A 23,800-nucleotide genomic window follows, 5' to 3' on the forward strand; every position below is an offset into this window, starting at 1 on the left:
GGCTATTAAATGCTTTAATAGCTATTTTTACGAAAGTTTATAAGCTTTCTATTTTAGTTTTTTGCTCAAGTAGCTTAGTTTTAGCATCGCTAAACTCAGCCAGTTTTGCATTCTCTTTAGCAAGTACGGCTTCAGGTGCGTTGTTTACAAACTTTTCGTTAGCGAGTTTATTTTGCACTTGTGCTAGGCCTTTTTCTGCTTTTTCGAGTTGCTTGTTAATACGCGAAAGCTCGGCTTCTACATCAATTAAGCCTGCCATTGGGATCATGATCTCAAGGTTGCCAACATAAGACGTTGCACACGCAGGTGCGTCGTCTTTGTTTTCAAGCATTGTAAACTCTTCAATTTTTGCAAGTGATGCTAAAAATGATTTGTTTTCTTCAATGCGTCGCACGTCGTCGCTCGATGCATTAGCAAGTAATACGCTAAGTGGCTTGCTTGGGCTTATGTCCATTTCACCACGAATATTACGAATAGCTAAAATGAATTGTTTAACCCACTCTAAATCGTCCATCGCTTTAGCATCAACGCTTGCTGCATTATAGACAGGGAACGGCTGAACCATAATGCTGGTGTTTGCTGTTTCAAGGCCTGCAAGTGGTGCAACACGTTGCCAAATAGTTTCTGTGATGTATGGCATCATTGGGTGCATTAAACGCAGTAAGCTTTCAAGTACGGTAATAAGTGTATTACGTGTACCACGTTGCTGCGCTTCATTACCTTTAAATAATACTGGCTTAGTAAGCTCTAAATACCAATCACAAAATTGGTTCCAAGTGAATTCGTAAAGCGTATTAGCAGCTAAGTCAAAACGGTAGTTATCTAGGTGTTCTGTGTAGGTTTTAACGGTTGCTTCATATTGACCTAAAATCCAGCGGTCAGCTAATGAAAGCTCTGTTTGAGCACCGTTTGCAAAACCACAGTCTTGCTCTTCTGTATTCATTAATACGTAACGGCTCGCGTTCCATAATTTGTTACAGAAGTTACGGTAACCTTCAAGGCGGTTCATATCCCAGTTAATATCACGACCGGTAGATGCCATTGCAGCAAGGGTAAAGCGAAGCGCGTCGGTACCGTGTGCTTCAATACCGCCTGCAAATACTTTACGCGTATCTTTTTCGATTTTAGCGGCAAGTTTTGGCTGCATCATGTTACCAGTACGTTTTTGTACTAGGTCTTCAAGTTCAATGCCGTCAATCATGTCTAGTGGGTCAAGTACGTTACCTTTTGACTTAGACATTTTATCGCCATTGTCGTCACGTATTAAGCCAGTTACATATACGGTTTTAAACGGAACTTGTGGTTTGCCATTTTCGTCTTTTACAAAGTGCAGCGTCATCATAATCATGCGTGCAACCCAGAAGAAAATAATATCAAAACCAGTTACCAACACGTCAGACGGGTGGAAGGTTTTTAAATCATCGGTATTTTCTGGCCAACCTTGTGTAGAGAAAGTCCAAAGCGCTGATGAGAACCACGTATCAAGTACGTCTTCGTCTTGGCTTAGCGTTACACTATCTGCAATGTTGTTTTCGCGGCGTACTTCAGCTTCGTCGCGACCAACAAATACGTTGCCTTCGCTGTCGTACCAAGCTGGAATGCGGTGACCCCACCAAAGCTGGCGTGAAATACACCAATCTTGTACGTCGTTCATCCACGAGAAGTACATGTTTTCGTATTGCTTAGGAACAAATTGAATGTCGCCGTTTTTAACTGCGTCTTTTGCAGGTTCAGCAAGCGGTGCAACACGTACATACCATTGGTCGGTAAGTAGTGGCTCAATTACCACGCCAGAGCGGTCGCCGTAAGGAACCGTTAAACCATGGTCTTCAATTTTTTCAAGTAGGCCTAGTTCTTCAAATTCTGCCACAATCGCTTTGCGCGCAGCAAAACGATCAAGGCCGTGCAAGCGCTCAGGAATTGGCGCATCAAACTCAAGCTCTTTACCGTCAAAGGTGTATGTTTCACCTTGGGTAAGAATAGCGGCGTTTTTATCGAAAATGTTGATCATCGGCATTTGATGACGCTTGCCCACTTCATTATCGTTAAAGTCGTGCGCTGGGGTTATTTTTACACAACCCGTGCCTTTGTCTTTATCGGCATGTTCATCGGCAACAATTTTAATACGACGATTAACGATGGGTAATAAAATCTCTTTACCGATTAAATCTATGTAGCGTTCGTCATCAGGGTTTACTGCAACACCTGAGTCGCCAAGCATGGTTTCTGGGCGAGTTGTGGCGACTACAATGTAGTCTTTTCCGTCTTGTGTTGTAACGCCATCAGCTAGTGGGTAACGTAAGTTCCACATGTGGCCTTGCTTGTCTTTGTTTTCAACTTCAAGATCAGAAATAGCAGTGTGTAATTTAGGATCCCAGTTTACTAGGCGTTTACCACGGTAAATTAGGTTTTCTTTGTGAAGGCGTACAAACACTTCTTTAACGGCTTCAGATAGGCCATCGTCCATGGTAAAGCGTTCACGATCCCAATCAACCGATGCGCCAAGGCGACGAAGTTGTTTGGTAATAGTGCCGCCCGATTCTTTTTTCCATTCCCAGATTTTATTAATAAAATCTTCGCGGCCTAAATCGTGGCGTGTTTTACCTTCTTCGGCATGCAGTTTACGCTCAACTAACATTTGCGTTGCAATACCTGCGTGGTCAGTACCTACTTGCCATAATGTGTTGTTACCTTGCATACGTTTAAAACGCGTTAGGGTATCCATTATTGTATCTTGGAAGGCGTGGCCCATGTGTAAGCTACCAGTGACATTTGGCGGCGGGATCATAATTGAATATGGGGTGCCTTTGCCAGATGGCTTAAAGTAGCCTTTTTGTTCCCAGTCTTGATATAGAGACTGTTCAATATCTTGCGGATTGTAGGTTTTATCCATTACACAGAACCTTAAATAAGTACTTAAATTAGTTGGTTAGTTTGCCTGATTGGCTAGCTATTAATATCTTGCGTGGTGAGATTGGCACCGAGTTGGCGTAGCTTTTTAAAACGCTCGCGGGCTGCTTGCTTAGCCGCTGCTTCTACGGGTACAAAATCAAAAACTTGGTTAAACCGACGAATATAATCCGGTAACAGGGTAGCCAAGTTAATTAAAACTTTACGATTGCCAACAGGTGGCGTAATACCAATTTCTACAGGTGCGCCGCCTTTAGGGCCTTCACCTTGTAAATTATGTGGCACAAAACTATCTGGATCGAACGCCCAAATTATTTCATCAATGGCACAGGCAGTTTCGTTATCGTTAACACAAATAAACACACGCTGCCCATTTCGATACTGATCGGCCGCAATTTGGGCAGCCAAAGCAAAATGATCGTCAGCCTTCGCTTTAGACTCATCTTGTTGCTTTAGAACGAAAAATTTAGCGTTCATGTTCATTGTATCGGGGTTTCCCATGACATTGAATGTATACCAAATTGATATACACAAATTAGGAGGCAGATTTTGCCATATAACGGGGTTTGCTTCAATTAATACACAAATAAATAAGGCGCCGTGTGGCGCCTTATTTTAGCTAAACAGGTTGTTAATCCTGAGCCGCTTCACTTACACCCGCTCTGTTTAATAAATACTGAGTAAGCATTGGAACAGGACGACCGGTTGCGCCTTTTTTAGCGCCACTGCGCCACGCTGTACCGGCTACATCTAAATGTGCCCAGTTGTACTTTTTGGTAAATTTAGATAAAAAACAAGCTGCGGTAATAGTGCCTGCAGAACGACCACCTAAGTTTGTAAAATCAGCAAATGGGCTTTCTAGTTGATCTTGATAGTCATCCCATAACGGTAACTGCCATGCGCGGTCGCCACTTTGCTCAGACGCTTTTAATAAATCGTGTGCAAGTGGGTTATGGTTTGATAGTAAACCAGTCGCATGCGCGCCAAGGGCTACAATACAGGCACCTGTTAAGGTTGCTACATCAATAACTGTATCAGGATTAAAGCGCTCAACATACGTTAACGCATCACACAATACTAAACGCCCTTCGGCATCAGTGTTTAATACTTCAACCGTTTGTCCCGACATGGTTGTTAAAATATCACCAGGTCGATATGCATTTGGACCTGGCATGTTTTCGCAGCCAGCTAAAATACCGATAACGTTAATGGGTAATTGCATTTGTGCGAGTGCACGCATTGCACCAATAACGCCTGCTGCCCCGCCCATATCATATTTCATTTCATCCATGCCTTCGCCTGGTTTTAATGAAATACCACCTGAGTCAAACGTTAAACCTTTACCAACAAGCACAATTGGAGCTTGGTCAGCGGCTGCACCTTTGTAGTTAATAATCGACATAACTGATTCGTTAACACTGCCACGGCCAACCGCTAAGTATGAGTTCATACCTAGCTCTGCCATTTTATCTTCACCAATTAGGTCAACTGTGATGTTGTCAAAATTAGCCGCAAGCTCTTGTGCTTGCTCGCCTAAATATGCAGGGTTACAAATATTTGGTGGCATATTGGCAACGTCTTTACAAAGCTTGCTACCTGCTGCTATGGCTAAGCCATGCTCAATAGCGCTTTCGCCAATAGTTAATTCGCGGCGCGTTGGTACGTTAAATACAATTTTACGAAGTGGACGACGCGGGTCTACTTTTTTACTTTTTAATTGGTTAAACGTGTATAAACAATCTTGCGTAGTTTCTACCGCTTGGCGTACTTTCCAGTACGTGTCACGACCTTTAACGTGCTGTTCTGTTAAAAAACATACCGCTTCCATTGAACCAGTATCATTTAAGGTATTTATTGTTTTAGAAATTATTTGTTTGTATTGCTTGTCGTCAAGTTCGCGTTCTTTACCACAGCCTACAAGCAATATGCGCTCGCTTAATACATTAGGTACATGATGCAATAATAAAACTTGACCTGGTTTACCTTCTAAGTCGCCACGGCGAAGTAAATTTGAGATGTAACCGTCACTGATTTTATCGAGTTGTTCACCAATGGGGGATAACCTACGCGGCTCGTAAACGCCAACCACAATACATGCGCTGCGTTGTTTTTCTGGGCTACCACTTTTTACGCTAAATTCCATTGTCACTCCTGGTTTTGAGTCTATTAAGCTATTAAGTAGGGGCTAAAAAAGATTTCTAGTCTAATAACTCTAATATTAGCTGATTTTGCTAGACTCTTACTATGTAATTGAACTTTATATGCATAAGGGCCACTAATGCAACATTATATCGTGCACTTAGGTAGGATAATTAATTTTGATGGCTTATAATAATAGCCTATTTGCCAGTAAAGACTGGGTAAAATAGCTATTTGACTATTCAATTATCACTATCGTAGTGAAATTCCATGTTTAACAGGGGCGAGCATTGCTAATTTTCCGTTATTTGACCTCAGAGGTTTTAAAATCGCAGGTCGCCGTATTTTTAACTTTAATGACCATCTTTTTGTCGCAAAAGTTAGTGGTTATTTTAGGTGATGCCTCTGAGGGGAGCATTCCGGCCAAATTAGTGCTGTCGATGATCGCACTAAAATTGCCGCAACTTGCTTCATTAATCCTTCCTTTGAGTATATTTTTAGGTATTATTTTGGCTTACAGCCGTATTTATGCCGACAGCGAAATGACTGTACTTAAAGCCTGTGGTGTAAGTGAATGGTATGTTGTTCGAGTAACGCTTATATCCAGTGCAGGGCTTGCTTTTTTAGCTGCAGCGCTCACTATGTATTTAGCACCTTGGGCGAGCGAGCAAGAATATCAATTAAAAGAACAAGCAAAAGCTGATGCAGGTTTATCAGCACTAAGAGCAGGGCGCTTTCAAGAGACAGGGAATGAAAAAGCGGTGGTGTTTATTCATAACATCGAAAATGGCGGTAAAGAATTAAACAAAGTATTTGTGGCGCAACTACCTAATAGTGAAAAAGATAACCTTGCACGCCTTGTTTATGCACAGCAAGGTGTTGTTGTTGAAGCGCAAAATGGCGAGCAACAATTAGTACTAACAGACGGTAAGCGATACGAAACAGATGGGGCTACACCAGCGCTCAACTTAACTCAATTTGACGGTTACAGCGTGCAAATTAGAGAACAAGAAATAGAGCATCAACGCCGTAAGTTAGAAGCCGTACCTACCAATCAGTTACTAGCGATTAATACGCCAGAGTCTATAGCGCAGTGGCAGTGGCGACTTGCCATACCGCTTTCTATTCCGTTACTAACCCTATTGGCAGTACCGCTAAGTGTAGTTAATCCTCGCCAAGGTAAATTTGCAAAATTAGTGCCTGCTATTAGCTTGTACTTAGGCTATTTCATTTTACTAAATGCCGCTAAGTTTGCCGTTGAAGATGGAAAAATTCCGCCTTCAATTGGTTTATGGTGGATTCATCTAAGCGCACTCTTTATTGGTGGATTATTAATTATAAAAGGGCGACCATTGGGCGCTTGGCTTAAAGCTGTTGTAACCAAGCGGGAGTTAGGCTCATGATGAAAACGCTAGATTGGTATTTGGGTCGCAGTATTTTACAAACAACGGGCTTTGCACTGTTGGTGCTTGTAGGTATTAGTACCTTAATTAAATTTATTGAACAGCTAAAATCTGTTGGGCGTGGTAGTTACGATCTAATGACCGCCATGCTTTACACTTTGTATACAATACCTGGTGATCTTGTTGTGTTTTTCCCTATGGCAGCATTGATTGGAGGTTTAACCGGTTTAGGAGCGCTTGCTTCAAATAGTGAGCTGGTGGTTATGCAAGCTGCAGGTATGTCGCGTCTGCAAATAATTGGCTCTGTTATGAAAACCGCTGTATTTATGGCTGTTTGCATGATGGCACTAGGTGAATGGGGGGCACCTGAGACACAGTTGCACGCTAAAGAAATGCGTAATCAAGCAATACACGGAGGGGATGTATTTAATGCACAAAAAGGTGTATGGGCTAAAGATGGCAACAACTTTATTAATATAGAAGATGTTGACGAGAACGGCAGACTTAATGGGGTGCATATTTACCACTTTGATAAATCCCTAGAGCTTACCCAAATTACCAAGGCTAGAGATGCACTGAGTAGAAAAGAAGGCTGGCTACTTCGGGACGTTAATAAAATTATTATTATTCCTGAAAAAACCGCAACAGAACAAATGCCAGAAGAGTTCTATCCTTCACAACTTACCGCTGAAAAGCTAGGGGTTGTTTCGGTCAAGCCAGAGTCATTATCGTTTACTGGGCTTTGGTCGTATTTAAGTTATTTAGAGCAAAACGAGCAAGATACTAGCACCTACGAACTTGCCCTTTGGCGCAAGCTTATGCAGCCTGTATCAGTTGCTGTAATGCTGTTGGTGGCGCTTTCGTTTATATTTGGCCCATTACGTACAGTTACTATGGGCGCTCGAATAATTATGGGTGTTGTAACGGGGATTGTGTTTCATTTAACTAACGAAATATTTGGTCCTGTAGTAATGGTTTATCAGATCCCAGCCATTATAGGCGCAGTATTTCCAAGTGTTATATTTATAGGCTTTGCGACATACTTGATGAATAAGCGAGTATAAGGTTCGTTTTAATTACAAAATAATAAGCTAGATAAAATAAAAAGCGTGACTGAGTAGTCACGCTTTTTTTTACGTTTTAATACTCACATAAACCGGATATTGAGTCTAATCGAGCTCGCGGTAAATACGCTTGTTTTCTTCTTTTGTTAATGCAATTACTTCAGTTTTTGAGATGTAATCTTGCAATGCATTTTTATTTTTAAAATCAACTAACACTATTAAGTTACCCAAACCAAGTAGTGAGCTTACACAGCGAATAATTGCTTGAGGCCAGCTAATGAGCTTACCGTCCAATGTTTGCACTTTTAAACGCCACGCACGCATACCAATGGTTTGACCGCTTTTAGTCCAAAAGTAAGCAAAAAAGAAAATGTTTATACCTACAAATAAAGCACTTCTAATGCCGTAAAGCAGCGGAGAATTTTGTATATAGGCCGCAGGATCCTCTGTTTGAGCAATAAAATCTAATGCAATTAGACTCTGAATTACTGCAAAATAAAGTATGGCTGTAAGCATAGATAAAGAAATTACAACTAAAGCGTCGTAGATCAAAGACGCAAAACGACGCCAAAAACTCGCACGAGGAAACTTACCAGACATAAATACACTCTCACTATTAATATGCGCGCTAGTTTAGCAAATAAGCTAACAAATACTAGGGCGTGTTGATCTTTGGTGGTTGAATTTACAGTAGTCTGTTTGGTATTTAGGTAAGGCAGAGTCTATGGTATGTGGTGTTCCCCATAAATAGGCGATAACGCAGTATAAATGCCAAACATGCGCTGTCCTTAGGAAGGACAAATTTCAATTCAAAAACATTATACACACTACGTTCTATACGCTTTGTAAAAGGCTTTGCGGCACTACATTCGCTTTTAAATGTTAATAGTTGCTCAATTGTTAAGCGGTTGATGGGGTGAATGTAATAAAACGCTTGCTGCTAACCTTATTGTTTGTATAATGCTTTGCATAGAGACGAAGGCGCATACATGATTCTTAGCTCTAAAGTGGTTTTTCTTTATCTTCTCGTGTTTAGAAGGTTAAAGAAAAATGACGCCAGCGTGATGAAATTGGTATACATGGGGGATTCAAAATCCCCTGCCGAAAGGCGTGCCGGTTCAAGTCCGGCCGCTGGTACCACTTTTTATAGCCCCAACCAAATTGGTTGGGGTTTTTTTATGTCTTAAATTCATGAAGGCGGGTCTGAGCGTCACTCAAGGCTGTGTTGGTATAAGTTAAAGCCCGCCGACCTTATTGTATTTGTCTCGTAGTAAATTTGTAAATGCTTCACATGGCATGGGGCGATACATATAAAAACCCTGGGCCATTTCACAGTTCGCTTTTGACACATAATCTAATGTTTCTTGATCTTCAATACCTTCAGCTATAATTGCAAGCCCTAAGTTATGGCCAATATCAATAATACATTTGGCAATAGCATCGCTTTGCTCGTCAGTTATTACGTTTTGTAAAAAAGACTTATCAATTTTTAAGTAATCAATAGGCAATAACTGTAAATAACTAAAGGAAGAGTATCCTTTACCAAAATCGTCTAATGCAAACGCAACACCATAACGTTTTAGTTTATGCATTATTTTGCTCATCTTCTCTTTGTTTTCCATAAATATGGATTCGGTTAACTCAATAATTAATTGTTCACCGCGGATGGATGATTTTGAGATTTTTTCAATGATGTAGTCGATAAAACTTTCATCTTGAAACTCAATAATTGATAAATTAACTGCGAGCTGAAGAGGAGGGAATCCGTTTTTATGCCATTGTTCTAATTGCGATATTGCCGAGTCTATAGCAAATGCACCTATTTTTTTTATTAATCCCGTGGATTCAGCTATCGGAATAAATATGTCTGGTGGGATAGGCTCACCAGAATCCGTAAACCAACGCATTAATACTTCGGCACCCACAATTTGCTTGCACCTTAATCCGATTTTGGGTTGCAAATATATTTCTAACTCTTCGTTGTCTATGGCTTTGCGTAATTTGCGTTCAATTTCCATCTGCTCACGGGCGTGCGCCTCAAGTTTACTGTGATAGAAACTATATGAGTTTTTGCCATTGTTTTTAGCATCATACATTGCCATATCGGCATTACTAATTAATGTATCGGGCGTATTTCCATCTTTTGGAAACATAGAAATACCAATACTTGAAGAGACATACTGAGGTCGACCGTTTATTATAAATTCACTATTGATAGTCTCTAAAAGCGCCTCACATAATACTTCTATACTGTTTTTGGATTTCACTAACTCAATTAAGATAACAAATTCATCACCCCCTAAGCGTGCGAGTGTGTCTTGTTTTCTTAAGCGCTGTTGTATACGTTCGACCACTTTTATCAGTAATTCGTCTCCGCCTTTGTGGCCTTCAGTATCGTTAATACGTTTAAAGTTATCTAAATCAAGAAACAATAAAGCAGTCATTGAGTTATCGCGTCGTGCAAGTGCTAATGAATGCTCAAGTCTGTCCATAAATAATTGGCGGTTTGCCAAGCCTGTTAGCGCATCATGATAGGCTTGAAAATGTATTATTTCTTTGTGTTGTTTTTCAACACTAATGTCGCGAATACAAAATACTCGGCCAATCAGCTTGCCATTTTTTAGCTGAGGTAGTGAGCGATAGCTATAGTGTTTGTTATCAATAGACTCAAATTCACCACTTAATGATTGTGTTGGGTCTTTTTTTAATTGCGCGATGATATGAGTGCTTTTATTTCCCTTTTTTATTATTGTATCGACTTGCCCGAAGTAATTAAAAGCGTTTAAATTAAAATGTTTAAAAAAACTTCTAGCCATTTTATTTGCACTAACCACATTTCCTTGTAAATCTAATACTGTAATTTGTTCACCAATGGCATCAAATGTTGCGTTAAGTACGCTAATAGAGTGTTCTAATTGTTGTTGTGTGTCAGAAAGCTCATTGAGCTGCTTTTTAAGTAAGTCATTACGTTCGTTTAATTCGTTAGACGTAATAAACAAGGTGCGCTCTAAAATATTTATCTCGCGCTCATTTTGCTCATACGCATCAGATATTCGCGACACAATATCGCTATACTCCTGAGCGAAGCTATCATCAACTTTACTGCGTTTTAACTGGCGGGCTAACAGTTTATGCAACGAGGGACCTCTTAGTTTTCAGTTAATAAAGTGATTGTCATGGTTTGATTATGCAAACGACAGGGGCCAAATGGCACAAGAGGCGACAATTCACCGTAGGAGTAAAAGCCTGTTTGGGTACATTCTGCTGGAAGTAAATCGGCAATTATTTCAAGCTCTTCTTCAACACGTTGATCAAGGATTATTCTTCGCCCTACACAGCTAACTAATAATGCAAGCGTTGGTTGGTCATTGCTCATCATGTTGATCGCAAATTCACCAGCTTGTTGTGCGCCATCAACTAAGTTTTCGTAATTTGCTCGCATTAATTGGCATTTAGCACTTTCAGGTACATTACCCGCAAGGGTCATGCTTTTTTCGTCTTCGTCAATACTTAAAATAGTTCTGACTACGGCTTGATCATTTTTACTTTCTTGTACGGATAATGGAAATAATAAGGCTGAGCCGGGTAACTCATTTGCATATTCCCCTAACATCATTTTATACAATTCGAGTGATGGGGTGTTGTCGATTTCAAATAAAGTGTTTTTGTTTGACTTAGTGATTTCGCGCATGGGTCCAAATGGTTTCCATCCGCCCATTGTTCCGTGGCCTATACTTAACTTTTCACCATAAAATCCGACAAGTATGACTAAGCCTTTAGCTATATCTGCGTTGTGCCATACAACAGTTTCAGTGAAGCGGTCTTGATCACCCGCTAAGCCACCCGTTATCAGTACACTTTCAGGTAACGCCTTGGTTATACCATCAATTAGCTCGCTGCCGTTTATAAGTTGCCCATCGGAAACCACGAATACATAACGTAATCCTTCATGCTCTAGTTTTTCTGCAAGGGAGCTCCCTAATGAATACGAATCAGCGTGGTTACTAATGTTGTCTGACTTGGCTATAACATGGCTTTTTTCAAAGCTTACTGCCGTTAGCGCTATGCTTTTGTCATGTAACTCACTGCCTTGGATTTCGCCACTAGTAGAGCAACCAATAATTTCAGCGTGAGGAAATGCGGCGTTTAACTGCGCCTGTATTTTGGGTGTTGCTATGGCATGGCGATCGCCAAAAGCGAAAATTAATGCTGCATTAGAGTCTATTGGTAGAACATTTTGCCATTTGCTTTCTTTATAAATAGATTGAAATGTGTGCATAACTTAAAGGCTTCCATGTGCAAATATGTTATTTAAAATATAGATTATAGAGTAAAAATAGGTAAACCCATATTGCTTGTGTTTAATTAATGTATTTTATGTCTGTTTTTGTCTCACAAACTTATCACTGTCTGCTTTTTTAAATTAGTGGGTGTACCGTACTACGTGTTGGGGGTACAATTTAATAATTGGTTCGTGGACAAGTATCATGAAATCCAATTCGAACTTTTTAACGTATAACATTATTAAGTATTATGAATATAACACCGCTAAGAACTCTTATATGACTCAGTTAAGTGCTAAACAAAACATTCAAGCGATTGTTAAAGCGATAAAGACAGAAGAAGCATTACTTCGTCAAAAACATCCTTTGCTTGCTCATCAAAATACCTTAGGGCTCATTATATTACTGCTCTCATTGAGTGCTTTAATTGGTGTTGGGATTTTATATTACCTTGCCATCATTCCTGCCTGGGCATGTATTGTACTTGCCGCTATTGCGGCGTCTATTTCTCACGAGCTTGAGCACGACCTAATTCATAAACAGTACTTTAGTAATCAGCCTTTAATGCATAATTTTATGATGTTAACTGTATGGTTAATGCGCCCAAATACTATTAGTCCGTGGTACAGACGTAAAATGCATTTGCACCATCATAAAACATCAGGTACTGAGCAAGACCTAGAAGAGCGCTTGGTGGGGAACGGCATTAAAAACCCATTTTTACGCGCGTTGGTAATTATTGACGGCTTACTAGGGTTGCTCATCAATACAAGGCGTTTTAGTAAAGAAATCAAAGGTTTTAGCTTTGCGAGTGTGTTTAATGCAGGTTTTCCTGTTACTACAGCGTATTTTGCTGTTTTATACAGTGTAATTGTATTCCATTTAGCTAGCTTATTTGCGCCACTTGAGGCTAGTTCACCTGCGTTAGTGCTCGATATTATGAATGTTTTTGAGTTTTTGATGGTTGTGCTAATTTTGCCAAATATAGTGCGTTCTAGCTCATTAAATTTTGTCACATCAAGTATGCATTACTACGGCGGTGTTAATAATATGCTAGAGCAAACGCATGTAATTACCAGTCGCTTATTCATGCCTTTTAATCTATTTTGTTTTAACTTCGGTAAAACGCATACTATTCATCATTTTGTTCCAAATCAGCCGTTTTACTTACGCCAAATGCTAAGTAAAAATATTCTTAAAGTGATGCGTAAACACAACGTACGGTTTAACGATTTTAATAGTATTAAAAACGCTAATGCCTATAACGCACAGGCAAATTAATTACTTGAACCTAATATAGGTTGAGGTTTTATAGTGCTGTTTTATTTTATAAAGCAACACTATGAGCTTCAATCAAATGACATTACCCGTTAACGATATACAACAAGCTATCGTTTTTATTTAACTTTAGGCTTTACGCAAATAGTTAAAACAAATCATCACCGATGGTTTTAATGCGCCAATCAGGCGAATTTTTCACTACAACTCTCCCCTGAATCATTAACTAACGACGCAGTTATTTATTTTGAAAATGAAGAGTTTGATAGGTGAGTTAGTCTATTAAAGCAAAAAGATATTAAGTCTGAATCAGACGTCAAAGGTAAATGTTATTTATGCGAAAAGCGTAATCACAAGATTTCCTAAGTAATAAAGTTTGGTTTTATTGGGCAGGTAAAAGTAGGCTTACCCAATCTAGCGGGTCAACTCTTTAATCTCATTTATATTACCTACCAGCGATTTATTTTTGCCCTTTAAACCACTTGTAGCTATCGGGGTAATCAAAGACTAAAGATACAAATTTTGTAATTAATAGTGCTCATAAAAAAATACTGTAAATTCGATTGCTTAAAGGCAGTGTACTGTAAATAATTCCCGGCATTACTGTCCATGGCAATAAATGCGGTAAAGCCATTAACAACTCCAAAAGATGATACAACAGCTGAAATAACTATTTATTATGTGATTATAAAGTGCTTTGTCTGAGCATACTTGTAAAAGCATTCAAGGATTGGCATTTTAATTCAATGTGAATCTTAATTTACTTTTTATATTTGGGCGCATATATTAAAAATACAAAGGTCACTGTTGGCTTAATTACAATAAAAATAAAGGATGGAACATGAAACGTTCATTAATTTCACTCGCAATAGGGTTGGCTGCATTTGGTACTTTTAATGCAAGCGCAAACTTAGATCAACAAATAAAAAGTGTTGAACAGCAAGTTATAAAATGGCGACGCGATTTTCATCAAAATCCAGAGCTAGGCAATCGTGAAACGCGTACTGCGGGTATAGTGGCTAAACATCTAAAAACACTCGGTATGCAAGTTCAAACTGACATTGCTTATACTGGTGTCATCGGTATTTTAAAAGGCAGTAAACCAGGTCCAACCGTAATGCTTCGCGCCGATATGGATGCACTTCCAGTAACCGAAAAAGCTGATGTAGAATTTAAATCAACCAAAACGACCAATTATCGCGGCGTTGATGTAGGAGTTATGCATGCGTGTGGGCACGATACTCATGTGGCTATGCTAATGGGGGCCGCAGAGGTGCTTGCTAATATTAAAGACGAATTACATGGCAATGTTATGTTTGTGTTTCAACCAGCAGAGGAAGGCGCACCAGAGGGAGAAGAAGGCGGTGCTGAGCTTATGTTAAAAGAGGGAATATTTGAAAAATATAAACCCGATGCTGCATTTGGCTTACATATAACATCAGGTTTACACAGCGGGCAAATAGGCTACAGAAGCGGTCCGTTTATGGCAAGTTCCGACCGCTTTGAAATTACGGTACATGGTCGTCAGGCTCATGGCTCTGCTCCGTGGACTGGGGTTGACCCAATTGCCGCAGCTGCACAAATAGTAACAGGTGTAAACCATATTGTAAGTCGTCAAATTAATATTACTAAAGAGCCTGCAATTGTCTCATTTGGTAAAATAGCAGGTGGTGTGCGAAATAACATTATTCCAGAAGAAGTTGAAATGGTGGGTACAATTCGTAACTTTGATATGGATAACCGCGCGCAAATTTTTGAAAAAATAAAAACAACTGCTACGCACATTGCTCAAGCATCGGGTGCTACTGCAGATGTGCATATTCACGAAGGTTACCCAGTAACGGTTAACAATCCAGTGTTAACAGCAGAAATGTTACCGAGCCTAAAAAAGGCGGCAGGTGAAAACAATGTAATCGAAATGAGTAAGATAACGGGCGCAGAAGACTTCTCGTTTTATGCACTTGAAATACCAAGTGTGTTTGTGTTTCTGGGTGGAACCCCTGCTGATCAAGATTTAGCAACGGTTGCAAGTAATCACTCACCGTATTTTTATGCCGATGAATCATCGTTTAAAGTAGGCACTAAAGCGCTTAGTCAGTTAGCAATCGACTATTTAAACGCAAATAAAAATAAGTGAAATATACCACGTTAAAGGATAGGTTTAACTTGGCTGTTTTAATTTGATGGTAACTTTAGAGCAGCACAACTACAGCATGAATAACATAGTTAAGTGCACAGTGATGCTTACCAATATAAACGACGTTATTTATTAAAAATAACGCGATTTAAATTTTTTGAAATTTAATGAGTAAAAGTGCTGTCTATTTAAAGAGTGACACAACAGAGGAAAGATCATGTGTAGTTCACCAAAAAGTAGCCGTGCAATAAATAAAACAGTAATAAATTTTAATAACGAATTAACGCAAGAGCAGCGCCTGAATTTTGCAGCAAAAGCTAATTTAGCACAAGAGCGCCGTGAGCAGCGCGAAGCAACGAATAAACGCTACGAGCAAAAACACACTAATAGTAAACCTTCATCTGGTTTGTTTTCGTGGTTACAGCAACTAATTAACTAATTAAAAAAACGGCCTGATATCTGGGAAATGGTGTACGCAACTGCGTATGATCATGACCTTTAAAAGCGTTTTCTGATAAGCAAAGTGTATAGCAGGTGTCTGAGTTGCTAGGGTATGAGTCGGTGAGTTTGTTTATTACTATATTTAAAAAAGTGATTAAAAAATCGCCTATGAAATACATGAGCGATTTAAATCAACTTGGCCCTCAAATAAACGAACTACCAATTGCATTAAGTTAGTGATCTATTATAGCACTAAGAAAATAGCACAATAACAAGGCGAAACTTATGACATAGTGTTGTTATCACTAATTGCTCCCTACATTACTCTACCTTTTGCATCCATGCAGTCGTACGTGAATTATTTTTAACCTAGTGAGTGCGCTATTTAATGCGATAGTATGGGCCTGTTTTTAATATAATTGGTATTACCACGTATAAGTTGCCGAAAGCATCGCGTTACGAGGTCTACCTGGAAAGTATCTGTCGCCGGTAAAACTGGTGTAATCGGCGCGCTCTGCATAAGCCTCATCGGTTAAGTTAATAATGCGGGCAAGCACTTCAATGTTTTTCGTAACTTGCCATTGTGCGCGCAGGCTTAAAACATCATGCCCTTGGTATTTATTTAAGTTTTCTGGGTCGGTGTAGTAGTTACCAACACGATGCCACTGCAAAGCAATTTGCGTATTGTTGAGTGCTTGCCATGTTAAATCGAGATTAGCAATATTACGCGGTGCGGTATCTATGTCGTGGCCGTTTATACTTAAACCGTTGAGTACTTGATTGTTAGTATAAGTATGCTTTGCGTGGGTGCCTGCAAAGTTAAGCGCAAGCGAGTCCGTGAGCTGGTAATCAAGTTCAAGCTCAATACCACGATGGCGAGAGCTGCCATTATTGACCGTAAAAAAGTCGCTATCGCGGTAAATCGTATTGTGTTTACTCATAGCGTAAACCGACACGCCATAACGCAATTTTTCGTAAATTCCTTTAATACCCAGCTCTGCGTTATTCGCTATTTCGGCGCTTAAATTTGCAGTAGTTTGCTCGCGTTGTAATTGGTATAGCTCAGCCGCTTGTGGTGCTCGGTAACCGCGAGAAAAATTGGCATAAAGCGTGTTATTTGTATTGTACTGATAACTTACCCCAAGCTTTGGCGATAAATTACTAAAGCTATTTTTAGCACTCGCTGGGCGGCTGTATCTGCAGCCACCAAATCCGCATTCTGTGCCATCGTCTTTTGTTCTACCTGCTAGCATATTATTGGTGTAGTCGTACTGCATATGCTCGTAGCGTACACCGGCTGTTAGCAACCACTTATTTAATTGCCAATCAACAGATGCAAAAGGGGCGTAAAGCGTGGCGTTTACATCGTAATCGTAATGCTTACCTTGTGGTACTGTAGCAACTAAAAATGCAGAGCCTTGAGTGGGCTCATTTTGGCTTTGAGTAAAGTCGGCTTGCGTGTATTCGCCATCAAGCCCTAGGTTTACTTTTACATTACTTTGTAAATTATGCTGATAAAGCGATTGCACGCCAAAGCCGGTTTGGCTGTTTTTTTCAAGTGGTGTACCAGGTAAAAAGTGCTTAAAAAAGTCCATGCTTTGGTCGCGAAAATATAACGTAGTAGAGAGCACATCATCGTTATTTAATTGCCATGTTGCGTTGCTCCACGCTCTAAATGCACGTGCTTTTCTAAATGCGTCAGGGTCAAAGTTTTTTTGCGCGAGATCTTCGTTTTTATAGCTTTCAAAGCCTGTAATAAATCCCGCTGTTTGCTGATCTAGGTTTGTGTAAGTAAGGCCTGAGGTAAGTAATAAATTATTATTTGAATAGCGATGGCGAATATTTACTTTTTGTTGCTCTACGCTTTCGTCGTCTCGGTAACCGCTGTCGTCGGTAATACTTGCATTAATGCCTATACCGCTGTTGCCGTAATCTTGCCCTGCACGTAATTTATAACGGGTATAACCGTACGAGCCATAATCTAAACCTACTAAGCCACCGCCTTGAGTGGTGTCGGGTGTGATTACATTGATAACACCATGCACAGCGTTTGAGCCATAAAGTGCAGAGCCAGGGCCTTTTAACACTTCGATGCGCTGCGCCATTTCGCTGTGCGCTTCAAATAGCTCGTTTATGTTACAAAACCCAGCGGCTCGAAGTGGTATGCCATCCTCTAGTGTAAGTATACCGCCGCAAGCGCCCGCGCCCGAGAGTACTTGTGAGCGCAGTGCGGGTAAATACTCTTGGCCATTTCCGCGTTGAATATTAGCGCCCGCTACACGTTGCAGAGCTTCTTCAATATGCGTAGGCGCTATGCTATTTAGTTGTGCTTCACTGAGAGTGCTTATTGATAAAGGCAACGGGGTTGATAGCGCTTCAATACGTGATGCGGTAGTTGTTATGGTTTCTATTACATCGTTGTTTGTATTATTGGCAAACGCAGTGTGGCTAAAGGGTAATAACAACGGCAAAAAATAAGGTTTCATACATTCCTTGAAAATAAACTATAGTGCATTGCCTCTATAATATGCGGTTTTTAAGTGCTTTTAAACTCGTTGCGTTAAAGCGTACGTAACCTATATATTTTGTATATAAAAGATAATGCAAAGCACGCAGCCGCCGGAAGTAATAACGCGAGCACTAAAAAGTACTTAAATAAAATATAACCAATAATCCCACCTAATAAAAAGCCGCTAATAATGAGTAAAAAAACAACGCATTTGCGAGTATCAAATGCCTCACCTTTTAGTGTTTTGCCAATCATTAATCCAAGGTCAGTAAAAATACCTGTTAAATGTGTAGTACGTATAACAGCACCACTGTAATTAGTGGCTAGCGCATTTTGTAGCCCACACGCAGCAGACGTTAAAACAATGCCGTAAACGAATGTGTTTTTGAGTAAATAAGCACTCGCCAATAGTAACAATCCTTCAATAAAAAGTAAGGTATCGTAATGACGCCCAAGTTTTAATGAGCCACCGCTGAGTAAAAAGCCAGACAGTGCCGAGCCCAACATAAAGCTAGTAATTATTGAAAGTAGTAATAAGGCAGTGCTGGTGTTAGTGACTGTTTTAATGCCAAGTAAAGTAACAGAGCCAGATACATGTGAAATAGCCTGATGTTCAAACCCTAATAAGCCGACAGCGTTTACTATGCCCGCTATAAATGCGAGCGTAAACGCGCCATATTCAACCCATTTTGGTAGTTTTGTAAACATTGGTTATCTCTTAATGTATGCAGAGTTAATTATTGCGCTTGTGCTTTAAAACGCTTTATTTGCTCATCAATTAATTTTGTATCAATTACGCCATGCTTAAAAGCAATGTAAGTGGGAAATGTAAATTCATTTAATTGTCGAGCATAGACTTTTTTATATTCTTTTGAATACCACAAACCCGCTTGATAGTTAGTTATTGCGTATTCAATACGGTTTTTTTCTAGTAGCCCAAAGGTGTCTGTAGTTAAGAGTGTACGCATTAAGTTACTCTCATCAATATTGTATTTTGTAGCAATAACCTCAGGTAGGGCAACACCGCGAAGCATGGCTATTGTGGCATTTGATAAATTGTTTGTGAGTAGCTTATCTTCGCTTAAAGTAAATAAACCAAACTTAGTAGTATGCAGAGGCACGCTTGTAAAATCTAAATATTTTGCACGCTCTTGATTATTGGTCAAGGAGAAATAGCAGTCGTAGTAACCTAGCGTCATTTCTTTTTTAACGCGCGCCCATGGCAAGTGCACAACATCAATTTTTAGATTTAAGTTACGCTCAATAAACGTTAAATATTCAATATCTAAACCTGTAAATGTATCTGTTTTTTCATCATACACAGTAAAGGGAGGGTAATGAGTTGTTACACAGCGCAAAGTTTGGCTTGGGGCTGCAAGTAAAAGCGAGGGATAATTTAACGCTAAAAATAATATTATTGCGCGCATAAATATAAATCCAATTCCTTTTAAGTGTGTAACTTGAATTTAATTATACAGATAATGGACTTAATTGCATTGATCTAAGTATTTTTACCTAGCGTATATAATTAATTTTGTGAGATACACTATGTTTAACGCAGAGCAGCAGTCGCGCATTATCGAAATGGCGTGGGAAGATAGAACCCCTTATGAAGCAATAGAGCAGCTATACGGATTAAAATACCCACAGCTGGTGGTTTTTATGCGAGACAATGTTTCTAAAGGGAGCTTTAAAGTTTGGCGTAAACGCCACGCTGGTCGTAAAACAAAACATTTAAAACTACGCGATCCCGCAATTATGCGCAGCCATTGCAAAACACAATATAAACAACGTTAAGTAGGTGTTAGCGGTTTCATACAATGTTCAGCTGTGTTTGTTAATCTTTAATTATTAACTACATTAGAGATTATTTATGAGAGCACCTATATATACGGCGTTAGTAGCATTGGCTTTATTTTCAATAAGCGCAGATGCAAATCCACATAAAGATAAGCATAAACATAGTAATAAGCATAGTAATAAACATGGACATAAAAAGCATAGCGACAATGACTATCTTTCTAAAAAAGAGGCAAAGCAGTTAATTCGCGCAGGTTGGACGCCACCAGGGCTAAGTAAAAGCTATCACCGAGGCGACTTTTTAGATCGTGATTTATACAAACGAGGTAGAGTGATTGAACGCTCCAGAGATAATGGTACAGTGAGTATTGAAATAGACCGTACAGTTATTCATATGGTGCACGATACCCGAGAAATACTTTCAATTTTAAGTCGCTAAGTTAACTTATAAGGATATTTTAATGCTCATTGCGCTGGCTATAATTATTGGCTTTTTTTACTGGTTACCTTATTACCTATGTCGTACAGCCAGCATTACTTAGTGCGTAGCTGCGATTTTGTGCGTTTACAGGTATTTTATATTGCCAGTTTTGTAGCCGTTACTTCATTGTTTTTATTATGGAAAAGTAGCGCAGTAGGTTATGTGTTTATAGCCTTAACCTCATTACTTATAATGATTTTACAAGGTAAATGGATTTACCCGTATACGTGGCTTGCTGAAAAAGAAGTGCAAAGCTCGCCAAAGCACAGTGAGCATAGTGTAAGAATTATGTCGGCAAATGTACTTATGTCGAACCATAAAAGTGAGCAGTTAATTAGCCTTGTTGATGAGCATCAACCCGACCTACTTATTACACTTGAAAGCGATAGCTGGTGGGAAAATAAATTATCAGTCATTAAAAAAATTACCCGTATTACATAGAATGCCCTAAAGACAATCGTTACGGCATGCACTTATACAGCAAGTTTAAAATACTTGATGCTCAAATATGTGAGCTAATAGAAGAAGATATTCCCTCAATTCATATTTTGTTTGAAAACGATGAAGGCCTACAAATGCAAGGGCACTTTATTCATCCAGCACCGCCAAGCCCGACCGAAGAAGACTCATCGCGCCCGCGCGACTCGGAGCTAATAATGGTAGCTAAAGCACTTAAAAACCCAACCAGGCCAATCATCGTTGCTGGTGATTTAAACGACGTAGCATGGTCGCGTAGCACACGTTTGTTTATGCAAATCAGTGGCTTGTTAGACCCACGAAAAGGCCGTGGTTTTTATAACACCTTTCACGCAAGCTACTTTTTTATGCGTTGGCCGCTCGATCACTTATTTCACAGCCCTGGCTTTAAAGTAAAGCGTATTAAGCGCTTAGCTAAATATGGGTCTGATCACTTTGCACTGCTTACTGAGCTTTCTTACGAAAACGCTAATCAGCAATCATTAGAAACTAAATCTGCGCAGCACAAGCAAGAAGAAATTCAAGAGCTTGCAATGAGTAAGGCTGACAAGCGAAAAGTGCCAAGATTTGAGGAGCAGTAAATTTAAGCCATAGACCACTTTAGTAGTAATTTAATTGTTTTGGTTACTCCCTTTTCCAAAATTAAAAATCCGCTCAATTAAGTGCCAGCAATAGTTGGACAAACTAATTACAGCGGTCACTTCAAAACGCGCTTTTTTATATCTATCTAAAAAGTCATACCGAGCAACTTATTATGCAATTTTATTATTAGGCAATACCGTATCTTACTAACATAGCAATATCGTTTTCATTTTAATGATAAGTACTTTTAAATGTTTTAAAAAAGTAAGTACTTTGAAGATAAGCAACTAAACTTAATCATTTAAGTAACTAGGTGTGGGTCATATTACAAAAGTGTTTAGTAAGCTATTACCATCACATATAACTTTTAAACTATCGCTGCTTGTTTCGTTGGTGGTGACTTTTGCTTTTACGTCACTTGAAATTTATAAGTTTTTAGATCAAAAATCACAACTTACACTCCAAATAAATACAGAGCAATATGCTCAAGCAAAATTTATAGCAAAGGATATACAAGATAAAATTAATAAGCGTTCTCTATTTATATCTGGATTAGCCGATACAATTTCACCAAAAACAATGCAGTCAGAGGCGTTACTATTAATAAAATTAAAAATAGCCTTAAGCTTACAAATATTTTTCCACAAGGATTAGCTGTTTTTTTGCCTAGTGGAATTGGCGTAATTGCCGAGCATCCTTTTATTGCAGGCAGAAGTACATTTTCATTTGCCCAATCAGAATGGTTTATTAAAGCAAAAGAAAGTCATCATGTTGTAATGGGTACTCCCTATATATCTGGTGTAAATGGCGTATTATTAATGCCTATGGCAAAATCCATTAGGGATAACAATGGAGACGTACTGGGTATACTTGCTGCGCCAATATATTTAAATTCCCCTGGTTTTATGGACTATATTTTTGATGAAAATCATAGGCAACAGGGTGATGTTTTAGTGGTTTCTAGAGATGATGCTATTTTTGTCGCTTCAAGTGATCCTGCTGTTTTACTGAAACCAATTACGTTTTTAGCAGAGCATAAGTTTTATGATGCAGCTATGAGCGGGTTCAACGGCTTCGATAAATTGACTCTCAGCAGCGGCGATAAAATGTTAAATGCCGCCGCTGATATTAACAACCCTAATTGGTTTGTTGTTGTAAGGGCACCAATAGAAACGGTATATAAACGTTTAAATGATAATTTTTATTCCGCTATTGTTAATGGTGTACTGGTTAGTTTAGTCGCACTTTTAACAATTACGTTTACTTTGTATTTGTTTTTTATACCATTGAGAAAAACAGCCAAATCAGTTAAGAAAATGATTGAAAACCCCGATACCTTAGCGCACATAGATATTTACAAAAACGATGAAATAGGTCGGCTTATCAAGGGGTTTAACTTGCTAATAGACATAGTTAATGAGCGTAATACTAATCTTATAATAGCAAATGCAGCGTTAGAGTCATTATCACAAACCGATGGATTAACTGGTATCGCAAACAGAAGATACTTTGACGAAACACTTAGGCACGCTTGGCGAGTGCAAACTCGTAATCAGCAACCGTTGACTCTACTGCTTATTGATATCGATGATTTTAAAAAGTATAACGATACTTACGGACACATAGCAGGGGACGATTGCTTAAAAAATGTTACTCAAGCAATAAAAACCAGCGTAAATAGACCTACTGATTTTTTTGCACGCTATGGTGGAGAAGAGTTTGTAATTTTGTTGCAAGGCAATATGAAGGAAGGAACAATTGTCGCCGAAAAAGCGCGAGTGGCTGTCAGTAAATTACAAATAGAACACCGTAGTTCTTCTTATAAACATTTAACGATTAGTTTAGGGATTGCGTCAGTTATCCCTAATGTTAATCGTGACCCCTTTGAATTAATAAAAAAAGCGGATAAGGGGTTATATCAAAGTAAAGCGCATGGTAAAAACCGATATGAGGTTGTTCACGATGATTAACGCATTGTGTTAAACCACGCTAAATAAGTCCTTCGATACGTTATTTAATTAGAGCTCTGGATAATAAGCCTATCCCAAGCAGCTATTTTAAGTGCTAGATAAAGTGATTTTTAATGCTTTATAAGTCAATGTTTTAGTGAGTTTGTTGACCAAGGGCAGGCTGAGCTACTTGCATAAAAAACTTGCTTCTATTTTTCTGTTATTAGCTGTTTATTTGTTGGTTAATAAATAATGCTGTAATTTTGCTTGTGCAACATAAAAGGATAAAAGTCACAAAAAAGCCTAAAAGCGGTTACCCACTTTTAGGCTTGGTATTTTTTTGAACG

19 protein-coding genes, 1 tRNA gene and 1 pseudogene are annotated in these 23,800 nt (G+C 39.1%); 12 read left to right on the forward strand and 9 right to left on the reverse strand.

The annotated features are described in order from the left end of the window. Window positions 1–37: 37 nt before the first annotated feature. The 3 genes from P20652_RS12290 to pepA all read right to left on the reverse strand — a co-directional run bounded on the left by P20652_RS12290 (window position 38) and on the right by pepA (window position 5,053). Complete coding sequence (locus P20652_RS12290) at window positions 38–2,893, reverse strand: valine--tRNA ligase (protein WP_008167408.1); 2,856 nt, start codon at window positions 2,891–2,893, stop codon at window positions 38–40. 53 nt (window positions 2,894–2,946) lie between these two features. After that, window positions 2,947–3,393 (reverse strand): DNA polymerase III subunit chi, encoded by a 447-nt coding sequence (locus P20652_RS12285; protein WP_008167410.1) that lies wholly within the window; start codon window positions 3,391–3,393, stop codon window positions 2,947–2,949. A gap of 148 nt (window positions 3,394–3,541) precedes the next feature. Next, window positions 3,542–5,053, reverse strand: coding sequence for a leucyl aminopeptidase (pepA, locus tag P20652_RS12280; protein WP_008167412.1), 1,512 nt, complete (start codon window positions 5,051–5,053; stop codon window positions 3,542–3,544). 286 nt (window positions 5,054–5,339) lie between these two features. On the opposite strand from pepA, the gene lptF reads away from it, so the two are divergent. Next, window positions 5,340–6,452, forward strand: coding sequence for an LPS export ABC transporter permease LptF (gene lptF / locus P20652_RS12275; protein WP_008167414.1), 1,113 nt, complete (start codon window positions 5,340–5,342; stop codon window positions 6,450–6,452). Further along, window positions 6,449–7,516 (forward strand): LPS export ABC transporter permease LptG, encoded by a 1,068-nt coding sequence (gene lptG / locus P20652_RS12270; protein ID WP_008167417.1) that lies wholly within the window; start codon window positions 6,449–6,451, stop codon window positions 7,514–7,516. Before lptF ends, lptG begins: the two co-directional genes overlap by 4 nt. A 105-nt stretch (window positions 7,517–7,621) precedes the next feature. Here lptG and P20652_RS12265 read toward each other — a convergent pair whose 3' ends face one another. Continuing rightward, a complete protein-coding gene (locus P20652_RS12265) occupies window positions 7,622–8,116 on the reverse strand; it encodes an RDD family protein (RefSeq protein ID WP_008167419.1) in 495 nt (164 codons plus the stop codon). 455 nt (window positions 8,117–8,571) lie between these two features. Here P20652_RS12265 and P20652_RS17775 point away from each other — a divergent pair. Beyond that, window positions 8,572–8,656, forward strand: a tRNA-Leu gene (locus P20652_RS17775). Window positions 8,657–8,751: 95 nt separating this feature from the next. Here P20652_RS17775 and P20652_RS12260 read toward each other — a convergent pair. Both P20652_RS12260 and P20652_RS12255 read right to left on the reverse strand, forming a co-directional pair. Then, window positions 8,752–10,653 (reverse strand): EAL domain-containing protein, encoded by a 1,902-nt coding sequence (locus tag P20652_RS12260; protein ID WP_008167421.1) that lies wholly within the window; start codon window positions 10,651–10,653, stop codon window positions 8,752–8,754. An 11-nt stretch (window positions 10,654–10,664) separates the two neighbouring features. After that, window positions 10,665–11,795: an FIST signal transduction protein gene (locus P20652_RS12255; RefSeq protein WP_008167422.1), complete on the reverse strand. Its 1,131-nt coding sequence runs from the start codon at window positions 11,793–11,795 to the stop codon at window positions 10,665–10,667. A 283-nt stretch (window positions 11,796–12,078) separates the two neighbouring features. Here P20652_RS12255 and P20652_RS12250 point away from each other — a divergent pair, with 283 nt between their 5' ends. From P20652_RS12250 to P20652_RS20800, 4 genes are all read left to right on the forward strand, one after another. Beyond that, window positions 12,079–13,080: a fatty acid desaturase gene (locus tag P20652_RS12250; protein WP_008167424.1), complete on the forward strand. Its 1,002-nt coding sequence runs from the start codon at window positions 12,079–12,081 to the stop codon at window positions 13,078–13,080. A gap of 838 nt (window positions 13,081–13,918) precedes the next feature. Beyond that, complete coding sequence (locus P20652_RS12245) at window positions 13,919–15,214, forward strand: amidohydrolase (protein WP_008167426.1); 1,296 nt, start codon at window positions 13,919–13,921, stop codon at window positions 15,212–15,214. A gap of 217 nt (window positions 15,215–15,431) precedes the next feature. Continuing rightward, complete coding sequence (locus P20652_RS12240) at window positions 15,432–15,653, forward strand: hypothetical protein (protein ID WP_008167427.1); 222 nt, start codon at window positions 15,432–15,434, stop codon at window positions 15,651–15,653. A 95-nt stretch (window positions 15,654–15,748) separates the two neighbouring features. Next, complete coding sequence (locus P20652_RS20800; protein ID WP_237707105.1) at window positions 15,749–15,892, forward strand: hypothetical protein; 144 nt, start codon at window positions 15,749–15,751, stop codon at window positions 15,890–15,892. 188 nt (window positions 15,893–16,080) lie between these two features. Here the strand turns inward: P20652_RS20800 and P20652_RS12235 are convergent, their stop codons facing one another. The 3 genes from P20652_RS12235 to P20652_RS12225 all read right to left on the reverse strand — a co-directional run bounded on the left by P20652_RS12235 (window position 16,081) and on the right by P20652_RS12225 (window position 19,591). Further along, window positions 16,081–18,141 carry a TonB-dependent receptor gene (locus P20652_RS12235; protein WP_008167432.1) on the reverse strand — a complete coding sequence of 687 codons (2,061 nt, stop codon included), beginning with the start codon at window positions 18,139–18,141 and terminating at the stop codon, window positions 16,081–16,083. A 74-nt stretch (window positions 18,142–18,215) separates the two neighbouring features. Next, window positions 18,216–18,872, reverse strand: coding sequence for a YoaK family protein (locus P20652_RS12230; protein WP_008167434.1), 657 nt, complete (start codon window positions 18,870–18,872; stop codon window positions 18,216–18,218). 29 nt (window positions 18,873–18,901) lie between these two features. Then, window positions 18,902–19,591 (reverse strand): ABC transporter substrate-binding protein, encoded by a 690-nt coding sequence (locus P20652_RS12225; protein ID WP_008167436.1) that lies wholly within the window; start codon window positions 19,589–19,591, stop codon window positions 18,902–18,904. Between the two features lie 121 nt (window positions 19,592–19,712). Here P20652_RS12225 and P20652_RS12220 point away from each other — a divergent pair, with 121 nt between their 5' ends. From P20652_RS12220 to P20652_RS19490, 5 genes and pseudogenes are all read left to right on the forward strand, one after another. Beyond that, window positions 19,713–19,961, forward strand: a complete 249-nt coding sequence (locus P20652_RS12220) for a TIGR03643 family protein (protein WP_007581511.1) — start codon at window positions 19,713–19,715, stop codon at window positions 19,959–19,961. Between the two features lie 76 nt (window positions 19,962–20,037). Continuing rightward, a complete protein-coding gene (locus P20652_RS12215) occupies window positions 20,038–20,403 on the forward strand; it encodes a hypothetical protein (RefSeq protein ID WP_033017274.1) in 366 nt (121 codons plus the stop codon). Window positions 20,404–20,425: 22 nt separating this feature from the next. Further along, window positions 20,426–21,503 (forward strand): annotated as a pseudogene (locus P20652_RS19760) (endonuclease/exonuclease/phosphatase family protein). A gap of 316 nt (window positions 21,504–21,819) precedes the next feature. Then, window positions 21,820–22,158, forward strand: a complete 339-nt coding sequence (locus tag P20652_RS12210) for a hypothetical protein (protein ID WP_008167445.1) — start codon at window positions 21,820–21,822, stop codon at window positions 22,156–22,158. 8 nt (window positions 22,159–22,166) lie between these two features. Further along, window positions 22,167–23,474, forward strand: coding sequence for a diguanylate cyclase (locus P20652_RS19490; protein ID WP_008167447.1), 1,308 nt, complete (start codon window positions 22,167–22,169; stop codon window positions 23,472–23,474). Window positions 23,475–23,800 lie beyond the last annotated feature (326 nt).

Origin of the sequence: Pseudoalteromonas sp. BSi20652 (assembly GCF_000239855.1) — a bacterium.
GTDB lineage: Bacteria > Pseudomonadota > Gammaproteobacteria > Enterobacterales > Alteromonadaceae > Pseudoalteromonas.

Bases quoted from the DNA above. Each gene is read 5' to 3' on its own strand.
- P20652_RS12290 (WP_008167408.1), bottom strand. From the start codon at position 2,893: ATGGATAAAACCTACAATCCGCAAGATATTGAACAGTCTCTATATCAA.
- P20652_RS12285 (WP_008167410.1), bottom strand. From the start codon at position 3,393: ATGAACATGAACGCTAAATTTTTCGTTCTAAAGCAACAAGATGAGTCT.
- pepA (WP_008167412.1), bottom strand. From the start codon at position 5,053: ATGGAATTTAGCGTAAAAAGTGGTAGCCCAGAAAAACAACGCAGCGCA.
- lptG (WP_008167417.1), top strand. From the start codon at position 6,449: ATGATGAAAACGCTAGATTGGTATTTGGGTCGCAGTATTTTACAAACA.
- P20652_RS12265 (WP_008167419.1), bottom strand. From the start codon at position 8,116: ATGTCTGGTAAGTTTCCTCGTGCGAGTTTTTGGCGTCGTTTTGCGTCT.
- P20652_RS12255 (WP_008167422.1), bottom strand. From the start codon at position 11,795: ATGCACACATTTCAATCTATTTATAAAGAAAGCAAATGGCAAAATGTT.
- P20652_RS12250 (WP_008167424.1), top strand. From the start codon at position 12,079: ATGACTCAGTTAAGTGCTAAACAAAACATTCAAGCGATTGTTAAAGCG.
- P20652_RS12245 (WP_008167426.1), top strand. From the start codon at position 13,919: ATGAAACGTTCATTAATTTCACTCGCAATAGGGTTGGCTGCATTTGGT.
- P20652_RS12240 (WP_008167427.1), top strand. From the start codon at position 15,432: ATGTGTAGTTCACCAAAAAGTAGCCGTGCAATAAATAAAACAGTAATA.
- P20652_RS12235 (WP_008167432.1), bottom strand. From the start codon at position 18,141: ATGAAACCTTATTTTTTGCCGTTGTTATTACCCTTTAGCCACACTGCG.
- P20652_RS12230 (WP_008167434.1), bottom strand. From the start codon at position 18,872: ATGTTTACAAAACTACCAAAATGGGTTGAATATGGCGCGTTTACGCTC.
- P20652_RS12225 (WP_008167436.1), bottom strand. From the start codon at position 19,591: ATGCGCGCAATAATATTATTTTTAGCGTTAAATTATCCCTCGCTTTTA.
- P20652_RS12220 (WP_007581511.1), top strand. From the start codon at position 19,713: ATGTTTAACGCAGAGCAGCAGTCGCGCATTATCGAAATGGCGTGGGAA.
- P20652_RS12215 (WP_033017274.1), top strand. From the start codon at position 20,038: ATGAGAGCACCTATATATACGGCGTTAGTAGCATTGGCTTTATTTTCA.